Genomic DNA, 17882 nt, shown 5'->3' on the forward strand with positions numbered 1-17882 from the left:
AATCTTGACAATAAAATATGAAAAATACCTTTTTTGCAATTGCGCTGCTCTTATTTATCTCTTCAATTAGCTCTTGTGTTGTGCTTTCACCTAAAAAGTACAAAGCCTTATTGGGCACTAAAGATTCGTTATATACTGCTTTTAATGAAGGCTTAATTAAAATCGAAAATTTAGAAAAAGAAGTAGGTAAGCTTAAAAAGGATACTACCTTAATGGCTGAAGAACTTCGCGATCTGCAGAACAATTACAATGAAATGGATGCGAGCTATAAAAAGCTTAAAAATAATTCGTCATCAGAAATTACCAAACTATCCGGAGATTTAGCTGCCCGCGAAAAACGTTTAAAAGAAGTAGAAGAAGTTTTGCGTAAACGTGATGAGGCCACCAATGCATTGAAAGAAAAACTTCAACAGGCTTTATTGGGCTTTACCAAAAGCGGTTTAACCGTAGAGATTAAAAATGGCAAAGTTTATGTTTCACTAACGGATAAACTATTGTTCCCTTCGGGAAGTATTATTATCGATGAAAAAGGAAAACAGGCCCTCACCCAATTGGCCAATGTATTAAAACAACAACCCGAGATAAACATTGCTGTTGAAGGCCATACCGATAACCAGAAAATAAATAACCTGGGGCAGATTAAAGATAACTGGGATTTAAGTGTGTTAAGGGCTACCTCTGTAGTACGTTATTTAACAGAGAATGAGAAGGTAGAAAGTGTAAGGATGACGGCTACAGGTAAGGGCGAGTTCCAGCCGTTGGGTACCAACGCAAATGCAGATGGAAGAAGCAAAAACAGAAGGATAGAGATTGTACTTTCTCCTAAGCTGGATGAACTTTATAACCTGATTAAATAAGGATATAATTCGTTATCGGTTTGGTGTCTCACCAAACCGAAATAAACATATTCACTGTTCTTCGAATCAGGAAACTAATGGCTTGTGGTTCTTGGATGCGCTCAGCCCCGCCATTCGCTGTAGCTCTGATAGAAGACCTGTGAAACAAGCAAGCACACCAAAATATAACATAAATCGGTGCTTAATCGGAGGCTGCCGCTGCTGTCGGGTTTAAGAACAAAGTTTGTGCACTCTGCAGCCCTAAAAATGAATAACTGTTTTTGCCATTTAGCCCCGGTTGCAGCGTTACCTGCAGCAACGAGGTACGAGGAAGCGAAGCGTAAAAGCGTAAAACGGGAAGAAACATAGTGTTTTATACAGGCTCTCCGCTCCAAAAAAAAGCATTTTAGACTTAGGAAATGAGTGGCTTGAGGTTCTTGGAGGCTTGCAGTCCCGCTTTCCCTCCTGCCAATTTTGAAGGAAAATCGGCATCCGTTCCAATCGGGTTTATGAACAAGGGGTTTGCACCCTGCATCCCCGAAAATGAAAGACTGTTTTGGCCCGTTAGGCCCGGTTGCAGCGTTACCCGGCAGCAACGAGGTCCCGAACTTTCGGGAAAGCGTAAAAGCGTAAAACGGGAAGAAACATAGTGTTTTATACAGGCCTTCCGCTCCATAAAAAAAAGCATTTTAGACTTAGGAAATGAGTGACCTGTGTTAGGAAAAGCATTGCAACAGTCGCAGGGCTTTTTTATAGGTTTTGGTGCCGGCGGTAAGATTTTAAAATCTTAAAAGTATGTTCGAACTCGTGACTGCTTAGGTTGGAATAATCGGGCATAGAGAGTTTATGTACCGTTAAATAGTTTAGCAGTTCTTTAATTACGTTAGATACTTCTTCTGATTCTTCGGTATGTTTTAAGGTATCGATCTTACTTAATAACAGGGCAATCTCGAACATCTTAAAATCATTCTTTCCCGTAATGCCCAAACCGATATTAGTTTCTACAAGTGCCTGTTCGTAATTATGTGTAGCATTGTAAAAGTTGGCTTTAAATACACTAAAGCTGGCCAATATAAAATTGGTATAGTAGGTGTAATCGCTGCTGATGATTTTATCAACAAATTGTATAATGCGCTGTGCTTTTTTAAAATAGTTAAGCTTGATATAGGTTTGACCTAAATGAAGCAATAAAAAAGGCGAGAAAACGGAATATCTCACATAAAAAATATTGGGATACTTACTCAAAATAGCCATGATAAAGCGGTGGCATTCTGCATAGCTTTTTTGAGAAAATAAAGTAATCAATACCAATCGGTAAGAGAGTATTTCAGCAGAAGTGATCTCTTCGTTTTTCTGCGGTTTACTCTCATCTATCTCCTGGCAAAGTTTTATTATTTTATCTTCTAGCGTTTTACTCTCATTAGGTTTATTAACCAGGTTATTGTAGAAATAAAGAATTAAATCATAAGGGTTAATAGGGAACAGCTCATTTAATCTTTTGTAGTTCCGCTTTAACAGCTGCATGGTATTGGCTAAGGCCACTTTATCCACATCAATAAGATTAACGTTGCATTCTATTACATGCAGCATAATCTGAATGTCTTCATTGAGTACGTTTTCTGAAATGGTTTTGATGGTTTCCTTATACAGGTTGCTCATGGTTCGCCCTGTAGCCATAATGTCGATAAAATCGACACCAATGCTTAACTTATTGAAATTAGAATTGGGTTTGCCAAGTTCGTATTTAGATACATAACAGATAAAATCGAAAGCACTGTTTTTTTCACTGTTGGTAAATGGTAGCCTGAAAATGTTTTTTAAAGCTGCAATCTCATTTCTGGTGATGCAGAACCTAATTGCCCAGTTAAGTATATAGTCTCTCAGGGAGGTTTGGCCAGGGAAACTGTTTAATATATGCTCGAAAAATGATTTACAAGGCCTGTATTCAAACTTATCAGTAATTTGTATAAATAGGAAATAGGTATAAATATCGTCGTTTAAAAAGCGGACAATTTCTGTAGGGATGGCTGTACTTAGCCTTTTTTCTTCGATGATGATCCCGGCATGTAAAAGTTCTTCGTATGCATCGGGATAACAGTTGATATAACTCAGGATTTTTTCTTTAGAAACCCTTAATTTTTTATTTCCTTCTGAAATGCTATCACTTATTTTTTTAAGGAGAAATACTTTTTCTGTGCTTTTTTTTGCCAGGAATACGCGTTTTTCTAAGAAATAGCTAATTAATTCATAACGTAATAAAGGGTTACTCAGCTCAAGATGGTGGTTCTCATCTTTGAGCTTGAAATAAACCTGTAACCAGAATGGTGTTTTAAACTGAGTTAATAGGGGAAGGCTTACATCTGCCCGGTTGATAATTTTGTTTTCTATATTGCTTAAGGTATAGAGTACCTCATCAACATTTAACGATGGTACATTGCTTAGGGTTTCCTCATCATAAAATAAGCCCGTATACCAGGCTTTAGTTAAAGATGCAGAACCGTAAATAGCGGGTTGAAGATTAATCCAACTATTCGTTCGCAGGCCAAATGCGAGCTTAACAAAGTTGTTTTCTTCAATGCTGTATAAAAAGTCGATAAACGTTTTAAAATAATTACTTCTTGCTAAATGTTCATCAATACCATCAACAATAATAATGAAGCGGCCTTCTCTCTTTTCGGGGTTTTTTTTGAAAAAACTGATTAACTCGGTAAGGCTCCCGAATTTAAATTCTTTTAAAAACCAGTCTTTTAAAGTGTCTCCATTTTGGATAATGGTATTGATACTGCTAGAGTTAACCAATAAAACGATATCGTTTTTGTAGAGGGCATTTTCTGATAAGAAAAAATACTCTACCATGTGTGCAAGCAGTATCGATTTTCCCTGACCAGGTTGAGCACTTATGGTTGTAAACTGGTAGTTGTTTTTTAAGAAGTAATCAAAATCAGGGTAAAAAAAACTTCTGTTGGCGGTAGCATTAAATGGAACGCCGGAATTATTTTTATTTGCAATTAACGATATCTCTGTAATGGCATGTGCTTTTAGCTTTAAATCTTGCCAGATACTTTGAACGGAGGTAGTTTGGTTTTCCTTGTCTTTACAAAATGAGTCCCAATCGTTATAGCCTATATATTGTGATAAGCTATTTAAAGTAAATAAAGAGAATTTATGTAAGGTGTTTGCAAAGCCAAAGAATCTCTTGATGGTTGTTTCACTTACGTAGTTTTTGGTTTCTTGAAATACATACTCGGAAATAATCTTACAATGAGCTGGGTCGATATTTCTCAAACCAGATTTTATAAGGACAAACTTCCTGAGTTCGATAAGGAGATCGTTAGCATTCATTAATTGACAGATGGGATGACTACCGCTAATGTCATCATAATTTCACAATTGAAGAAATCTATTCACCAAGAATGGCTTGTATGAATAAAATGAATGAAATGGATTGCATAAAAATGAATAGCAATGGATAGGATAGGATGCTATTCTAGATTTAGATTTGTCATAATTATATAATGCACTAAAAAGCATTTACCAAACACAGCATTAGTACATAGTAAGTCTTCTAAAATAACGCCTGACATGATGAAAACTCATACTTACTCGTCCCGCATAGGGATAATTAGCAATACCTTAATTGCAATCATCATTCTATTAACGCTCTTCTCCGCCAAATCGTATGCGCAAACTAAAATTTTTGCAAATACTGTTACCAAATCAGATCATGTTGATAATGCAACAAATGCAACATTAAACAACAATAACTTTGCTACAGTTAATTCATATGGTGGAATTGCTGTTGGTATAGGGTCGTTTAGTGGCGAGCTGGAATTAAAATATCCGGCTTCGGTTGCTGCGGGAGTTACATCCTATATCAGAATAGATTTTGATGGTGATATCCTGAACAGGTTACTAGGCGGTAGTTTAGGTACGCTATTGGCTAATGTAGGTGGGACAGTAGTTCTAGGAAACCATTCGTTCCAGGTAGGCGCCAAAAATGGTGCTACAGCAGTACCTCCAACAGGCGGGAACAGTGTAGACGGGTTTTCTGCAAATAATTTACGACTGGTAAAAGATGCAAATGGTTTCTTTTACATCGCAATAACCCCTACACAGGCTTACGATAGGGTGTTTATAAAAGATGTAACCAATGCGCTTTTGCTTTCTGTTGCTAATAATACAAAGGTTTATTATTCATTTTATACTTCAGGGACTGATCCTTGTGCACAAGCATTTACTACAGGATATGAAGGTACAGGTATTACACTTGATGCCTTGCAATTGGGTAGTTCGGGTGTAACCAATAGCGAAAGGGCTATTGATGCAGATCCAAATAATTATTCTCAACTCAGTTTAGGCATCTTAGGGGTAGGCTCATCCATTAGCCAAAATTTCTATTTTGCAACACCGTCAAACCCTGGTGATGATATTAATCTTAGACTTAGTTCCAGCCCCGCTTTACTAACAGCAGGACTTTTACAAAATATTTCAATAACAGCATATAATGGCGGTACTCAGGTATATACCGGATCCATTCCAACTACCTTAAATCTAGATTTACTGGGTTTATTAAATAGTGGGCAGCCAGTATCGATACCTTTTTCTCCTGGAGCAAGTGTAGTATACGACAGGGTGAAGGTAACACTAGGCTCGGTGGTAGCAGTAAACCTTACACAGACGCTTAATGTTTATGGTCTAATCCGCTCTGCGGGCAGGCCAACACCAGCAAGCACTGCAATTGCCGCTTGTTATAATAGTACAGTGGCTTTAAACGCAACTACGCCAGATACCAACGAGCTGATTTGGTACGATGCAGTAGAAGGTGGAACAGCATTGCAAACGGTTGCCTATAATGGTACGTATACCACACCGGCATTAACCGCAACTAAAACTTATTATGTTGCTGCCAGAAGAATAGGCTGTACAGCAGAATCGGCAAGGGTTCCTGTTGTAATTACAGTTAACCCACAAATTATTTTTAACGGCGCAACATTAGCCAACGCCACACCAGGTTTTGCGTACTCAAAACAATTGGATGTAGCTATAGGCGGAACAGCAGGTTATACTTATGCTTTAGCAGCAGGAAGTACATTGCCAGCTGGTTTAACTTTATCATCAGCCGGTGCAATTACCGGAACACCAACGGTAGCCAATGCTTACACTTTTTCAGTTGTTGCAACTGATGCCAAAGGCTGTACAGCAACTGCAACTTATAATTTAACGGTTACGGCAGCATTGGTACTTACTCCAGGTGCATTGCCTGATGGTTTAACAGGAACGGTTTATCCAACACAGACTATTCCTGCTGCAACCGGTGGAACAGGCCCGTATACCTATACTGCAACTGGTGTTCCTCCAGGTTTAACTTTTAATCCAACAACAAGAGAAATTACCGGAACACCAACTCAACCTGGAATATATACTATACCAGTTACAGTTGTTGATGCAAACGGTAATACCATTACTTCGAATTATACAGTAAAAATTACTGATCCTTTATTGTTACCTACAGCAACTTTAGCTGATGGCACTACAGGAACAGCTTATACCACGCAGATTATTCCAAGTGCAACTGGTGGAACAACGCCTTACACTTATTCAGCAACAGGTCTTCCTCCGGGTTTAACTTTTAATCCGTCAACCAGAGCCATCACTGGTACACCAACAACACCGGGAACTTATACCGTACCAGTTACGGTAACCGATGCTGATGGAAAAACGGCAACTACAAATTATAGCATTACTGTAAATAGTCCGTTGGCATTACCAGCGGCAACCTTACCAGATGGAACAGAGGGTGTGGCTTATGCTACACAAGTTCTGCCAGCTGCAACAGGCGGTGTTGGACCATATACTTATGTAGCCACTGATCTTCCTGCAGGATTAACATTTAATCCAGCAACAAGAGAAGTTACTGGTACACCAACTCAGGCGGGTAATTATGCAATAAATGTTACGGTTACCGATAGTCAAGGTAAAACAGCAAGCAACACTTATCCAATTAAAGTAATTGGAACGTTAACCTTGCCTACAAAAACTTTACCGAACGGAATTGTTGGCACTTCATATTTACCACAAACATTACCTGCAGTAACTGGTGGTACATCACCATATACATATGTAGCAACGAACCTTCCTCCGGGATTATCGTTCAACCCTACTACAAGAGAAATTACCGGAACACCAACACAAGGTGGTACCTATAATGTTTCTGTAACCGCTACAGATGCCAACAATAATAAAGCAACTACCACTTACGCAATAACTGTAACGGTTAATGCCCCGGTTGTGGCTTCTGCAACAGTATGTACCGGAAGCACTGCTACTTTAACAGTAAGCAACCTTCAGGCTGGTGTAACTTATAACTGGTATGCATCAACAGGAAATACTCCATTAGTAACTGGTAATAACGGAACTTTTGTAACGCCTGCAATAAGCTCAGCCACTGTATTTTATGTTGAAGCCGTTTCTGGAACAGCTATCAGTTCTAGAACATCGGTTACAGTTTCGGTTAATCCACCTGCAACTTTAGCAACAGTTACTACCAATAACCAGGTAATCAACTCTGGACAGACCACAACATTAACTGCAACAGCTGATGCCGGCAACACTATTGCATGGTTTGATGCACCAACAGCAGGAACACAAGTTGGAACAGGAACGTCATTTACTACACCAGCTTTAACAGCAACCAAAATTTATTACATTGAAACTACAAGCAGCAATGGCTGTAAAAGTGCAAGTCGCGTTCCGGTAACTGTAACTGTAATTAACGGTGGTGGTGCAACAGCTTGTAATGCAGCGAATAGTCAGAATACAGGTATCAATGGTATTTGTTTATTATGTGCTGTAAATGGCGCAGGTAACTCAACTGATGCGAATGCCAACAACTTCACCAGGATTTCTCTTGCTGTAGGTGTTGCAGCGACAGGTTACCAACAATTAATTTTCCCATCAACAGGTGTTGCTACAGATAGTATCCGTTTAGATTTAGCTTTACCAACTGGTTTAGCTGATGTTGGTCTTTTAAACAATGTAACCGTTACCGTATTAAATGGTACTACGGTAGTAAGAACAGTACAATTAAACGGTGGATTATTAAATCTTCAACTTTTATCCGGAAATCGTTTCGCTGCAACTGTTTTAGCAGGTGGTGCATACGATAGGGTACAGGTGAGTTTTGGTGCATTAGTTTCGGCTTTAACCAGCTTAGATATTTATGGTGCAACAGTAGTTTATCCCAACCCAACATTTATAGCAGGTGCACAATCTATCTGTTCAGGTAATACTGCAACATTAAGTGCAACAGCAAATGGTGGCACTACATTAGCCTGGTTTGATGCGCCAACAGGCGGAAACCAAGTAGGTACCGGTGGAAACTTTACAACTCCGGCCTTAACTGCAACAACTACTTATTATGTTCAGGTAAGCAAAGGAACTTGTTCTAACACAACAAGAGTTCCGGTGGTTATTACCGTTAACCCGGCAATTGTATTTGCAGGCACAACTTTAACCAATGCAACAATTGCATCTCCTTACAGTAAACAACTTCCGGTTGCTACTGGTGGTACACCTGGTTATACTTATACTTTAGCTGCAGGCAGTACTTTGCCAGCTGGTTTAACTTTATCGCCAAGTGGCGTGGTAAGTGGAACACCAACAGCAGCAGGTAATCCAACATTCGATGTTGTAGCGACTGATACTAAAGGTTGTAGCACAACTTCAACCTTTACTTTAACCGTAACGCCAGCATTGGCTTTGGCTCCTGGAGCATTGCCTAACGGTGTAACTGGTACAGCCTATACTACAAACGGAATTCCAGCGGCAACAGGTGGAACCGGACCTTATACTTATTCGGCAACAGGTGTTCCTCCGGGATTAACCTTTAATCCGGCAACAAGAGAAATTACAGGTACACCAACTCAGATTGGAACCTTTACCATTCCGGTTACAGTAACAGATGCCAATGGCAATACCATTACTGCTAACTATACAATTAAAGTAACTGATCCATTGGTTTTACCGGCGGCAACTTTAGCTAACGGAACAACAGGAACAGTTTATCCAACACAAACTATTCCATCTGCAACAGGTGGATCAACACCTTATACTTATGCGGCAACTGGTCTTCCTCCGGGATTAACCTTTGATCCGGCTACAAGAGAAATTACAGGAACACCTACACAATCTGGAACTTTCACAGTACCGGTAACGGTTACCGATGCTGATGGAAAAACAGCAACCAATAACTATACAATCGTAGTGGTTGATCCTTTATTGTTACCGGCAGCAACCTTGCCTGATGGAACAGAAGGAACAGTTTATGCTACACAAACCTTACCATCGGCAACTGGTGGTGTTGGTCCATATACTTACGTAGCAAGCAACCTTCCGGCAGGATTAACTTTTAATCCAGCAACACGAGAAGTTTCTGGAACACCTACACAGGCCGGAAATTATTCAATCAGCGTTACCGCTACAGATAGTGAAGGCAGAACTGCAAGTAATACCTATGCACTTAAAGTAATTGGTGTTTTATCATTGCCAGGTGCAACTTTACCAAACGGTATTGTGGGTACACCTTACCCAACACAAACCTTACCAGCAGTAACAGGTGGAACAGCTCCGTATACTTATTTAGCAACAAACCTTCCTCCGGGATTAAGTTTTAATACTGCAACAAGAGAAATTACAGGAACACCAACTTTAGGTGGGACCTTTACGATTTCTTTAACTGCAACAGATGCAAACGGAAACAAGGCAACAACGGCTTATAGCTTAACTGTAACGGTTAATGCGCCGGTAGTTGCTGCAGCAACGGTTTGTGCTGGAAGCCCAGCGACATTAAGCGTTAGCAATTTGCAAGCTGGCGTAACTTATAACTGGTATGCTTCTACCGGAAGTACACCATTGGTTACCAATAACACAGGCGTTTTTGTAACACCTGCAGTAACTGCCCCAACGGTATTTTATGTAGAAGCAGTATCTGGAACTGCAGTAAGTTCAAGAACTGCGGTTAATGTTTCAGTTAACCCACCAGCAACTGCTGCAACAGTAACCACAAACAACCAGGTAATTAATGCTGGTCAGTCTACTACATTGTTAGCAACTGCAGATGCGGGCAATACCATTCAATGGTACGATGCTGCAACAGGCGGAACACAGGTAGGGACAGGTACTTCATTTGTTACTCCGGTATTATCGGCAACTACAACTTATTATGTAGAAACAACAAATGCAAGTGGTTGTAATAGTGCAACCCGAGTTCCGGTTACTGTTACTGTATTAAACAATGGTGGTGGTACTGCTTGTAACGCTGCCAATGCGCAAAACACAGGTATAAACGGAATTTGTTTATTGTGTGGAATAAGCGGCGCTGGAAATTCTACTGATGCTGATCCTTCTAACTTTACCAGAATATCACTTTCTGTAGGTGTTGGTGCATCGGGTTATCAACAATTGATTTTCCCAACAGTTGGAACAGCTACTGATAGTCTTCGTTTAGATTTAGCTTTACCGACCGGTTTAGCTGATGTTGGTTTATTAAACAACGTAACCGTTACCATATTAAATGGTACTACGGTTGTAAAAACAGTACAATTAAATGGTGGGCTGTTAAATCTTCGACTTTTATCAGGTAACCGTTTTGCTGCAACTATATTGGCAGGAGGTGCTTACGATAGGGTACAAGTAAGTTTTGGTGCATTAGTATCGGCACTAACCAGTTTAGATGTTTATGGTGCAACTGTAATCTATCCTAGCCCAACAGTAACTGCTGGTGCACAAACCATTTGCGCCGGAAGTACTGCAACATTAGCTGCAACTGCAAACGGTGGTACAACATTGGCCTGGTACGATGCAGCAACTGGTGGTACACAATTGGCAACTGGCGAAACATTTACTACACCTGCTTTAACTGCTACCACTACTTATTATATTCAGGTGAGCAAAGGCGGTTGCCCGAACTCAACAAGAGTTCCGGTAACTGTAACAGTTACACCAGCATTACCAACACCAGTATTGGCAACAATAGCTAATGTGTGTGAAGGATCATCAGCAACTTTATCGGTTGCCAACCCAGATGCTGCTGTAACTTATAAATGGTACGATGCTGCGGTAGGTGGAAACTTAGTATTCACTGGCGCGGTATTCCCAACACCGGCATTAACAGCGGCAACTACTTATTATGTGGAAGCATCTCAAGGAAACTGTACAAGTACTACACGTGCTGCAGCTACAGTATCAGTAAATCCTCGTCCGGCTTTACCAGTAGTAACTGCAAGTTCATCAACAGTTAGCGCAGGTCAGACAGCAATTTTAACTGCTAGTTCTGCAGATGCAACCAATACTTTCAACTGGTACACTTCAAACACTTCAACCACACCGGTTTATGTAGGTGCAACTTATGTTACACCACCGTTATTAGCTACTACAACTTATTATGTAGAATCGGTTTCTACAAATGGTTGTACATCAGCAAGCCGCGTTCAGGTTACCGTTACAGTTGATGGTAACGGATCTCCAAATCCGGTTCCTTGCGAGGCGGCAACAACACAGGTTAACGGTGTTAACGGTATAGCTTTATTATCCGGTGTATTTAACCCGGCATTAGCGATTGATAACGATACCCAAACCGCATCTTCATTGGTAATGCCAGTAGGCGCGCTTGGTGCATCAGTTTATCAAAGAGTTGGTTTTGGATCATTATCTAAAGTGGGCGATACGGTACGTGTCTTAGTATCATCTCCAGGAAAACTATTATCACTTTCGTTATTAGGAAACGCTGCAATTACCACTTATGTTGGAACCAACAGTAATGGTGATTCTAGATTGTTAAATGATAACTTAATCAATATTCAGTTGTTAAGCGGTAATACACAGGCCTTAATCACTTTTGTTCCAACGAATGTTTTCGACGGAGTAGAAGTTAGGTTAAACTCAGGTTTATTAGGTGCTTTAACATCAATCAATTTAAATTACGCGCAACGGATTTTGGTTGCGCCTACCGTAGCATCAGCAAATGTTACGGCTTGTGTTGGCCAAACTGCACAGCTTGAAGTAAGCAACCCATCAGCAAGCTTAACTTACAGATGGTACGATGCTACAGGTACATACTTAACCGGTAAAGACGGTATCATATTTACTACACCAGTTTTAACAGGCGACACTAAATTCTACGTTGCAGCAGTTTCTGCAACTGGTTGTGTGAGTTATAAAACAGTAGTTAATGTAACTACAAACCCAGCTCCGGTAACACCAGATCTACTTTCGGCATCTGTAAATACCTGTCCTAATACATCAGTTACTTTCCAGGTTAAAAACCCAATTGCAGGCACAACCTATAACTGGTACGATACCGCAACATCTACAACTGTATTATTTACTGGTGATAACTTTACAACACCATTAATCAATGCTGATAGAAGTTACTTTGTAGCAGCAGTAAATAGCTGTGGTAGCTCATCAACAAGAACTGAGGCTAAAATTATATTGGGAACTATCGATGTTCCGGTAATTACACCACCATCAATCACCATTAGTGAAGGTTCTGTTGCAGTATTAAAAGCAACATCGAGTACAGCAGGAGCAACCATTAACTGGTACACTACTGCAAATGGTGTAGTTCCAGTATTTACTGGCGAAACTTATATAACACCGCAATTAAGTGCAACCACTACATATTATGTGGAAGCTACTATTCCTGGTGGTTGTACTGCAACAAGCAGGGCAACTGTAACCGTTACTGTAATTCCTAATGGTAACCCGATAACTACACCTTGTGGAGCGGCGACAACAACTGTTGCAAGTGGTGTAACAGGTGTGGCATTATTGGCTGGAGTTTTCAACCCTACTTTTGCGGTTGATAACGATATCAATACAGGATCTAGCTTGGTTATCCCAGTAGGATTACTTGGCGCATCTGTTTATCACCAGGTTGGCTTTACAGGATTATCAAATGTAGGCGATACTTTAAGGGTGAAAATTACCACTCCAGGTACATTGCTTTCGGTAGGCGTGTTAAATAATTTAACAGTAACTACTTTCCAAGGTACAACCAGCAATAACGATGCGGTTTCTATATCTAACCCATTAATCAGCTTAAAACTATTAACGGGCGGAACATCAGCTATATTAACCTTCGTGCCAACAAGTAAATTTGATGGAGCAGAGTTAAGATTAAGCTCAGGTTTGTTAGGGGCATTAACATCTGTTAATTTTGATTATGCACAACGTGTAATTACCACGCCAACAGTTACTGCTGCTACAGCAAGCGCTTGTCAAGGATCATCTGCAACCTTAAGTGTTCAGAACCCACAAGCTGGTGTAGTGTACAAATGGTACTTGGGCTCAACTTATCAGGCAGGAAAAGACGGAGCAACTTTCACAACAGATCCAACTTTAACTGCCGGAACTTATACTTATTCGGTAACGGCTACGGCTAACGGTTGTGAGACTGTAGGAACCAAAGTAACGGTAACTATTTTACCTCCGGCAGTAACACCGATTCCATCGGCTACCAACCCGGCCACAACTTGTATCGGTTCACCTGCTACTTTAAGTGTACAGGCTGTTGCAGGTATTACTTATAACTGGTATGATGCGGCTACAGGCGGAAACATGTTGGTAACCAACAACAGTAGCTTTACTACGCCTGCATCGCTTGCCGTGGGATTACATGATTATTATGTGGAAGCCGTAAGCGGAGCAGGTTGTTCAAACTCAACACGTACTAAGGTTTCCATCACTGTGAATCCATCAGCTGTTGCTGCCGATTTAACAGTAACTGGAACAACATCATTATGTGCTTCTGGTACAGCGGTGCTTACTGCAGCCAGTACAACAGTAACCAGTCCGGTATTTACCTGGTATACTGATGCTGCTTTAACACAGGTTGCTTTTGTTGGTGCAGTATTTAATACGCCAGCCATTACCGCAACTACCAAATACTATGTTACCGTTAGCGGAACAAATAAATGTGCAAACACAGCAGGTAATGCAAAAGAGGTTACTGTAACGGTAAATCCTGTTGCTAGCTCAGCTGATATTAACTTAGCTGGAACAAGTACCGTTTGCGGTGGCTCTTCAGTTACTTTAAATGCAACAAGTACAACCGTAACCAACCCAGTATTTACCTGGTACAGTGATGCGGCTTTAACCACAGTAGCATTTACTGGTGCTAACTTCGTTACGCCGGTACTTACTGCAACCACCACTTATTATGTAACGGTTAAAGGCGATAATAAATGTGAGAATACAGCAGCTACTGCAAAATCGATTACCATTACGGTTAATCCTGCAGCTACTGATGCAGACCTCGCCATTAATGGAATTGCATCAATCTGCAAAGGATCTACTGCTGCACTGTCTGCTTCAACAACAACAGTAATCAATCCTGTATTTACCTGGTACAGCGATGCTGCTTTAACTACAGTGGCTCATGTAGGCGCTAGCTTTACTACACCTGCACTTACTGCAACCACTACTTATTATGTAACCGTAAAAGGTGACAATAAGTGTGAGAATTTAGCTGCAAATGCTAAGGCTGTTACCGTAACAGTTAAAGAGTTTGCAACTTCTGCAGATATTGCGGTAAGCAATGCTCAAATCTGTTCAGGTTCTACCGTAATGTTAATGGCTTCGAGTACTACGGTTACTCAACCGGTATTTACCTGGTATAGCGATGCATCATTAACAAGTGTAGTATTTACAGGTCCAACTTTCACAGTAACTGGTTTAACTGCCACTACTACTTATTATGTAAGTGTTAAAGGTGCCAATAAATGTGAAAACAGTGCTGCAGATGCCAAAGCGGTAACAGTAACCGTTAATCCTTTGGCAACTACTACCGATATTATTCTTAGCGGAAGCACAGTAGCTTGCGCAGGGTCATCGGCAGTATTAACTGCAACATCTCCAACAGTAACAAACCCAGTATTTACCTGGTATAGTGATGCTGCATTAACCAATGTAAGTTTCATTGGTGCAACATATACTACACCAGCCTTAACCAGCACCACTACTTATTATGTAACTGTAAAAGGTGATAATAAATGTGAAAATGCACCTGGTACAGCAAGGGTAATTACCATAACAGTTAGTCCGGTTTCTACCGCTGCCGATATAACAGCTACTGATGCAACAATCTGCTCAGGATCTGGTACTACCTTGGTAGCAAGTACAACAACCGTTACCAACCCAACATTTACCTGGTACAACGATGCTGCTTTAACTTCGGTAGCTTATGTAGGTACATCATTCGTTACCCCGGTATTAACGGCAACAACTAAATACTATGTTACGGTTAAGGGCGATAACAAATGTGAAAACTCAGGCATCACTGCAAAAGTGGTAACTGTAAATGTTAATCAGGGTGCAACAGCTGCAGATATTACCTTATCAACGCCTACATTGGTATGCGGATCGGGTACAGCAGTAATCAATGCAAGCTCAACAACTGTAACCAGTCCAATATTTACCTGGTACAACGATGCTTCATTAACAAGTGTTGCCTTTACCGGACCAATATTTACCACACCGGTATTAACTACCACTACTACTTATTATGTAACAGTAAAAGGTGCTAACAGATGTGAAAACACTGCAGTAAATGCAGCAGCAGTAACCATTAAAGTTAACCCAGTAGCAGTTGCAAGTGATATCGTTGTAAATGGATCAACAAATATTTGCGGAGGATCTGCAGCCATACTAACGGCAAGTAGCACAACAGTTACTAACCCGGTATTTACCTGGTATACCAACGCAACCTTAACTGATGTAGCTTTTGTAGGTGCAGTATTTACCACGCCAACATTAACTGCCAACACTACTTATTACGTAACTGTAAAAGGCGATAACAAGTGTGAAAGCAGTGCTGCCACAGCTAAATCTGTTAATATTGTGGTGAACTCTGTAGCCTCAGCAACGGATGTTACTGCAACAGATGCAACCATTTGTGCAGGATCGTCAGCTAGCTTAGTGGCCAGCACTACAACAGTAACCAATCCAATATTTACCTGGTACAGCGATGCTGCTTTAACAACGCCGGTATTTACTGGAGCAACCTTTAACACACCAGCATTAACTGCAACAACTAAATATTACCTGACTGTAAAAGGCGATAACAGATGTGAGAGTTCTGCTGCAAATGCAAAAGTGGTTACCGTTAATGTAAATGCAGGTGCAACAGCTGCCGATATCACATTATCAACACCAGCTAGAATATGTGGTTCTGGAACAGCAGTAATCAATGCAAGTTCTGCAACGGTTACCAGCCCGATATTTACCTGGTACAATGATGCTTCATTAACAAGTGTAGCCTTTACCGGGCCAATATTTACCACTCCGGTATTAACAGCTACTAAAACTTATTACGTAACCGTTAAGGGTGCCAATAGATGTGAAAACACAGCTGCAAATGCAAAAACAGTAACTGTTACGGTTAGTCCAAACGCAGTAGCAACAGATATCGCAGTGAATGGATCAACTTCAGTTTGTGCAAGTACAGCAGCAACATTAGCAGCTACAAGTACAACGGTTACCAACCCAATATTTACCTGGTATAGTGATGCTACATTAAATACAGTAGTATTTACTGGTCCAGTGTTTACTACACCAGTATTAACTGCAAGTGCAACTTATTATGTAACGGTTAAAGGTGATAATAAATGCGAAAATACTGCAGCAACAGCAAGGGCAGTAGCCATTACAGTAAATGCATTACCAAACAACCCAGTGGTATCTGCTCCAAATGGAGGCATATGCGCAGGTGATGGAGCCACCTTAACAGTAACGAATGCACAGGCAGGTGTTACTTACGAATGGTACACTGCAGCGGTTGGTGGTAATTTATTATTCACTGGCACAACATTCAATGTAACAGCCTTAGCTGCAACAACAGATTACTACATTTTAGCAATCGGAACTGGAGGTTGTAACAACAACGGTGGCCGTGTTAAAGTAACGGTTACTGTTAACGCAAAACCAACAGTACCAACGGTAGCTTCAACATCGGTTAATGTTTGTACCGGAAGCCCAGCTGTATTAACGGTAACCAGTCCACAAACAGGTGTAACATATAATTGGTATACTGCAGCTGTGGGCGGAACATTGGCTGGAACAGGAGTAAACTTTACCACTCCTGCGGTTAATGCAAACATCACATACTATGTTGAAGGTGCAAATGGAACTTGTATCTCATCATCTAGAACACCGGTAAATGTAATTGCACTACCAGTACCAATTGCACCAGCATCTGTAACAGCAGCAAATGGAACACTTTGTGCAGGTAGCTCAACCATATTAACGGTTAATAATCCTTTAGCAGGATTAGTTTACAGATGGTATGCTGCAAGCTCTGGAGGCTCTGTACTAGCAGAAGGTGTAACCTTTACTACACCAAACTTAACTGCTACCACAATCTACTATGTAGAGGCAATAGCTGTGGGTGGTTGTGCTAGTCCAACAAGAACAGGCGTTACGGTTAATGTACTACCGGTATTAGAAAAACCAGTGGTAGTGGTGCAAAGCACAACACCAAACAGTGTAACCTTTGCATGGGCTGCAGTTGCAGGCGCTACTGCTTACGAAGTTTCTCAAGATAATGGCTTAACATGGGTGAACCCAACAAGCGGATCAACCGGAACAACTTACTTAGTAACAGGCTTGAAACCAGATCAAAGTGTAACCATTATTGTACGGGCCAGAGGTCAGATTGAGTGCCAAACCAGTGCAAATTCTACTCCGGTAACTGGTAAAGCAGCTAATCCTTTTGGAGATCAGGTTTACATACCAAATGCATTTACACCGAATAACGACGGTAAAAACGATACCTTCTTAATCTATGGTAATACCATATCAAGCGCCAAGATGAGTATTTTCACACAATGGGGTCAATTGATATTCCAGTCAGATAATGTAGCAAATGGATGGGATGGAACTTTCAAAGGAGTAAATCAACCGATCGGAGTTTATGTGTACATGGTTGACATTACGTTCACCAATGGAACAACATCATTAAGAAAAGGTACAGTAACGCTGATTAGATAA

At 40.6% G+C, this 17882-nt stretch carries 5 protein-coding genes; 2 read left to right on the forward strand and 3 right to left on the reverse strand.

The genetic code is table 11. The annotated features are described in order from the left end of the window. The first annotated feature begins 17 nt into the window (after positions 1-17). The gene (locus ACTJKN_RS16835) at positions 18-857 is read left to right on the forward strand and encodes an OmpA family protein (protein ID WP_440826803.1); all 840 of its coding nucleotides are present in this window, start codon (positions 18-20) and stop codon (positions 855-857) included. Between the two features lie 181 nt (positions 858-1038). Here ACTJKN_RS16835 and ACTJKN_RS16840 read toward each other — a convergent pair whose 3' ends face one another. From ACTJKN_RS16840 to ACTJKN_RS16850, 3 genes are all read right to left on the reverse strand, one after another. Then, positions 1039-1203 carry a hypothetical protein gene (locus ACTJKN_RS16840; RefSeq protein ID WP_440826805.1) on the reverse strand — a complete coding sequence of 55 codons (165 nt, stop codon included), beginning with the start codon at positions 1201-1203 and terminating at the stop codon, positions 1039-1041. Between the two features lie 45 nt (positions 1204-1248). Then, the gene (locus ACTJKN_RS16845) at positions 1249-1512 is read right to left on the reverse strand and encodes a hypothetical protein (protein ID WP_440826807.1); all 264 of its coding nucleotides are present in this window, start codon (positions 1510-1512) and stop codon (positions 1249-1251) included. A 74-nt stretch (positions 1513-1586) separates the two neighbouring features. Further along, complete coding sequence (locus ACTJKN_RS16850) at positions 1587-4178, reverse strand: hypothetical protein (RefSeq protein WP_440826809.1); 2592 nt, start codon at positions 4176-4178, stop codon at positions 1587-1589. Between the two features lie 240 nt (positions 4179-4418). On the opposite strand from ACTJKN_RS16850, the gene ACTJKN_RS16855 reads away from it, so the two are divergent. Beyond that, positions 4419-17882, forward strand: a complete 13464-nt coding sequence (locus tag ACTJKN_RS16855; protein WP_440826811.1) for a putative Ig domain-containing protein — start codon at positions 4419-4421, stop codon at positions 17880-17882.

Source organism: Pedobacter sp. 22163 (assembly GCF_052045595.1).
In the GTDB taxonomy this organism is placed as follows: domain Bacteria; phylum Bacteroidota; class Bacteroidia; order Sphingobacteriales; family Sphingobacteriaceae; genus Pedobacter.

Bases quoted from the DNA above. Each gene is read 5' to 3' on its own strand.
- ACTJKN_RS16835 (WP_440826803.1), top strand. From the start codon at position 18: ATGAAAAATACCTTTTTTGCAATTGCGCTGCTCTTATTTATCTCTTCA.
- ACTJKN_RS16840 (WP_440826805.1), bottom strand. From the start codon at position 1,203: ATGTTTCTTCCCGTTTTACGCTTTTACGCTTCGCTTCCTCGTACCTCG.
- ACTJKN_RS16845 (WP_440826807.1), bottom strand. From the start codon at position 1,512: ATGGAGCGGAAGGCCTGTATAAAACACTATGTTTCTTCCCGTTTTACG.
- ACTJKN_RS16850 (WP_440826809.1), bottom strand. From the start codon at position 4,178: ATGAATGCTAACGATCTCCTTATCGAACTCAGGAAGTTTGTCCTTATA.
- ACTJKN_RS16855 (WP_440826811.1), top strand. From the start codon at position 4,419: ATGATGAAAACTCATACTTACTCGTCCCGCATAGGGATAATTAGCAAT.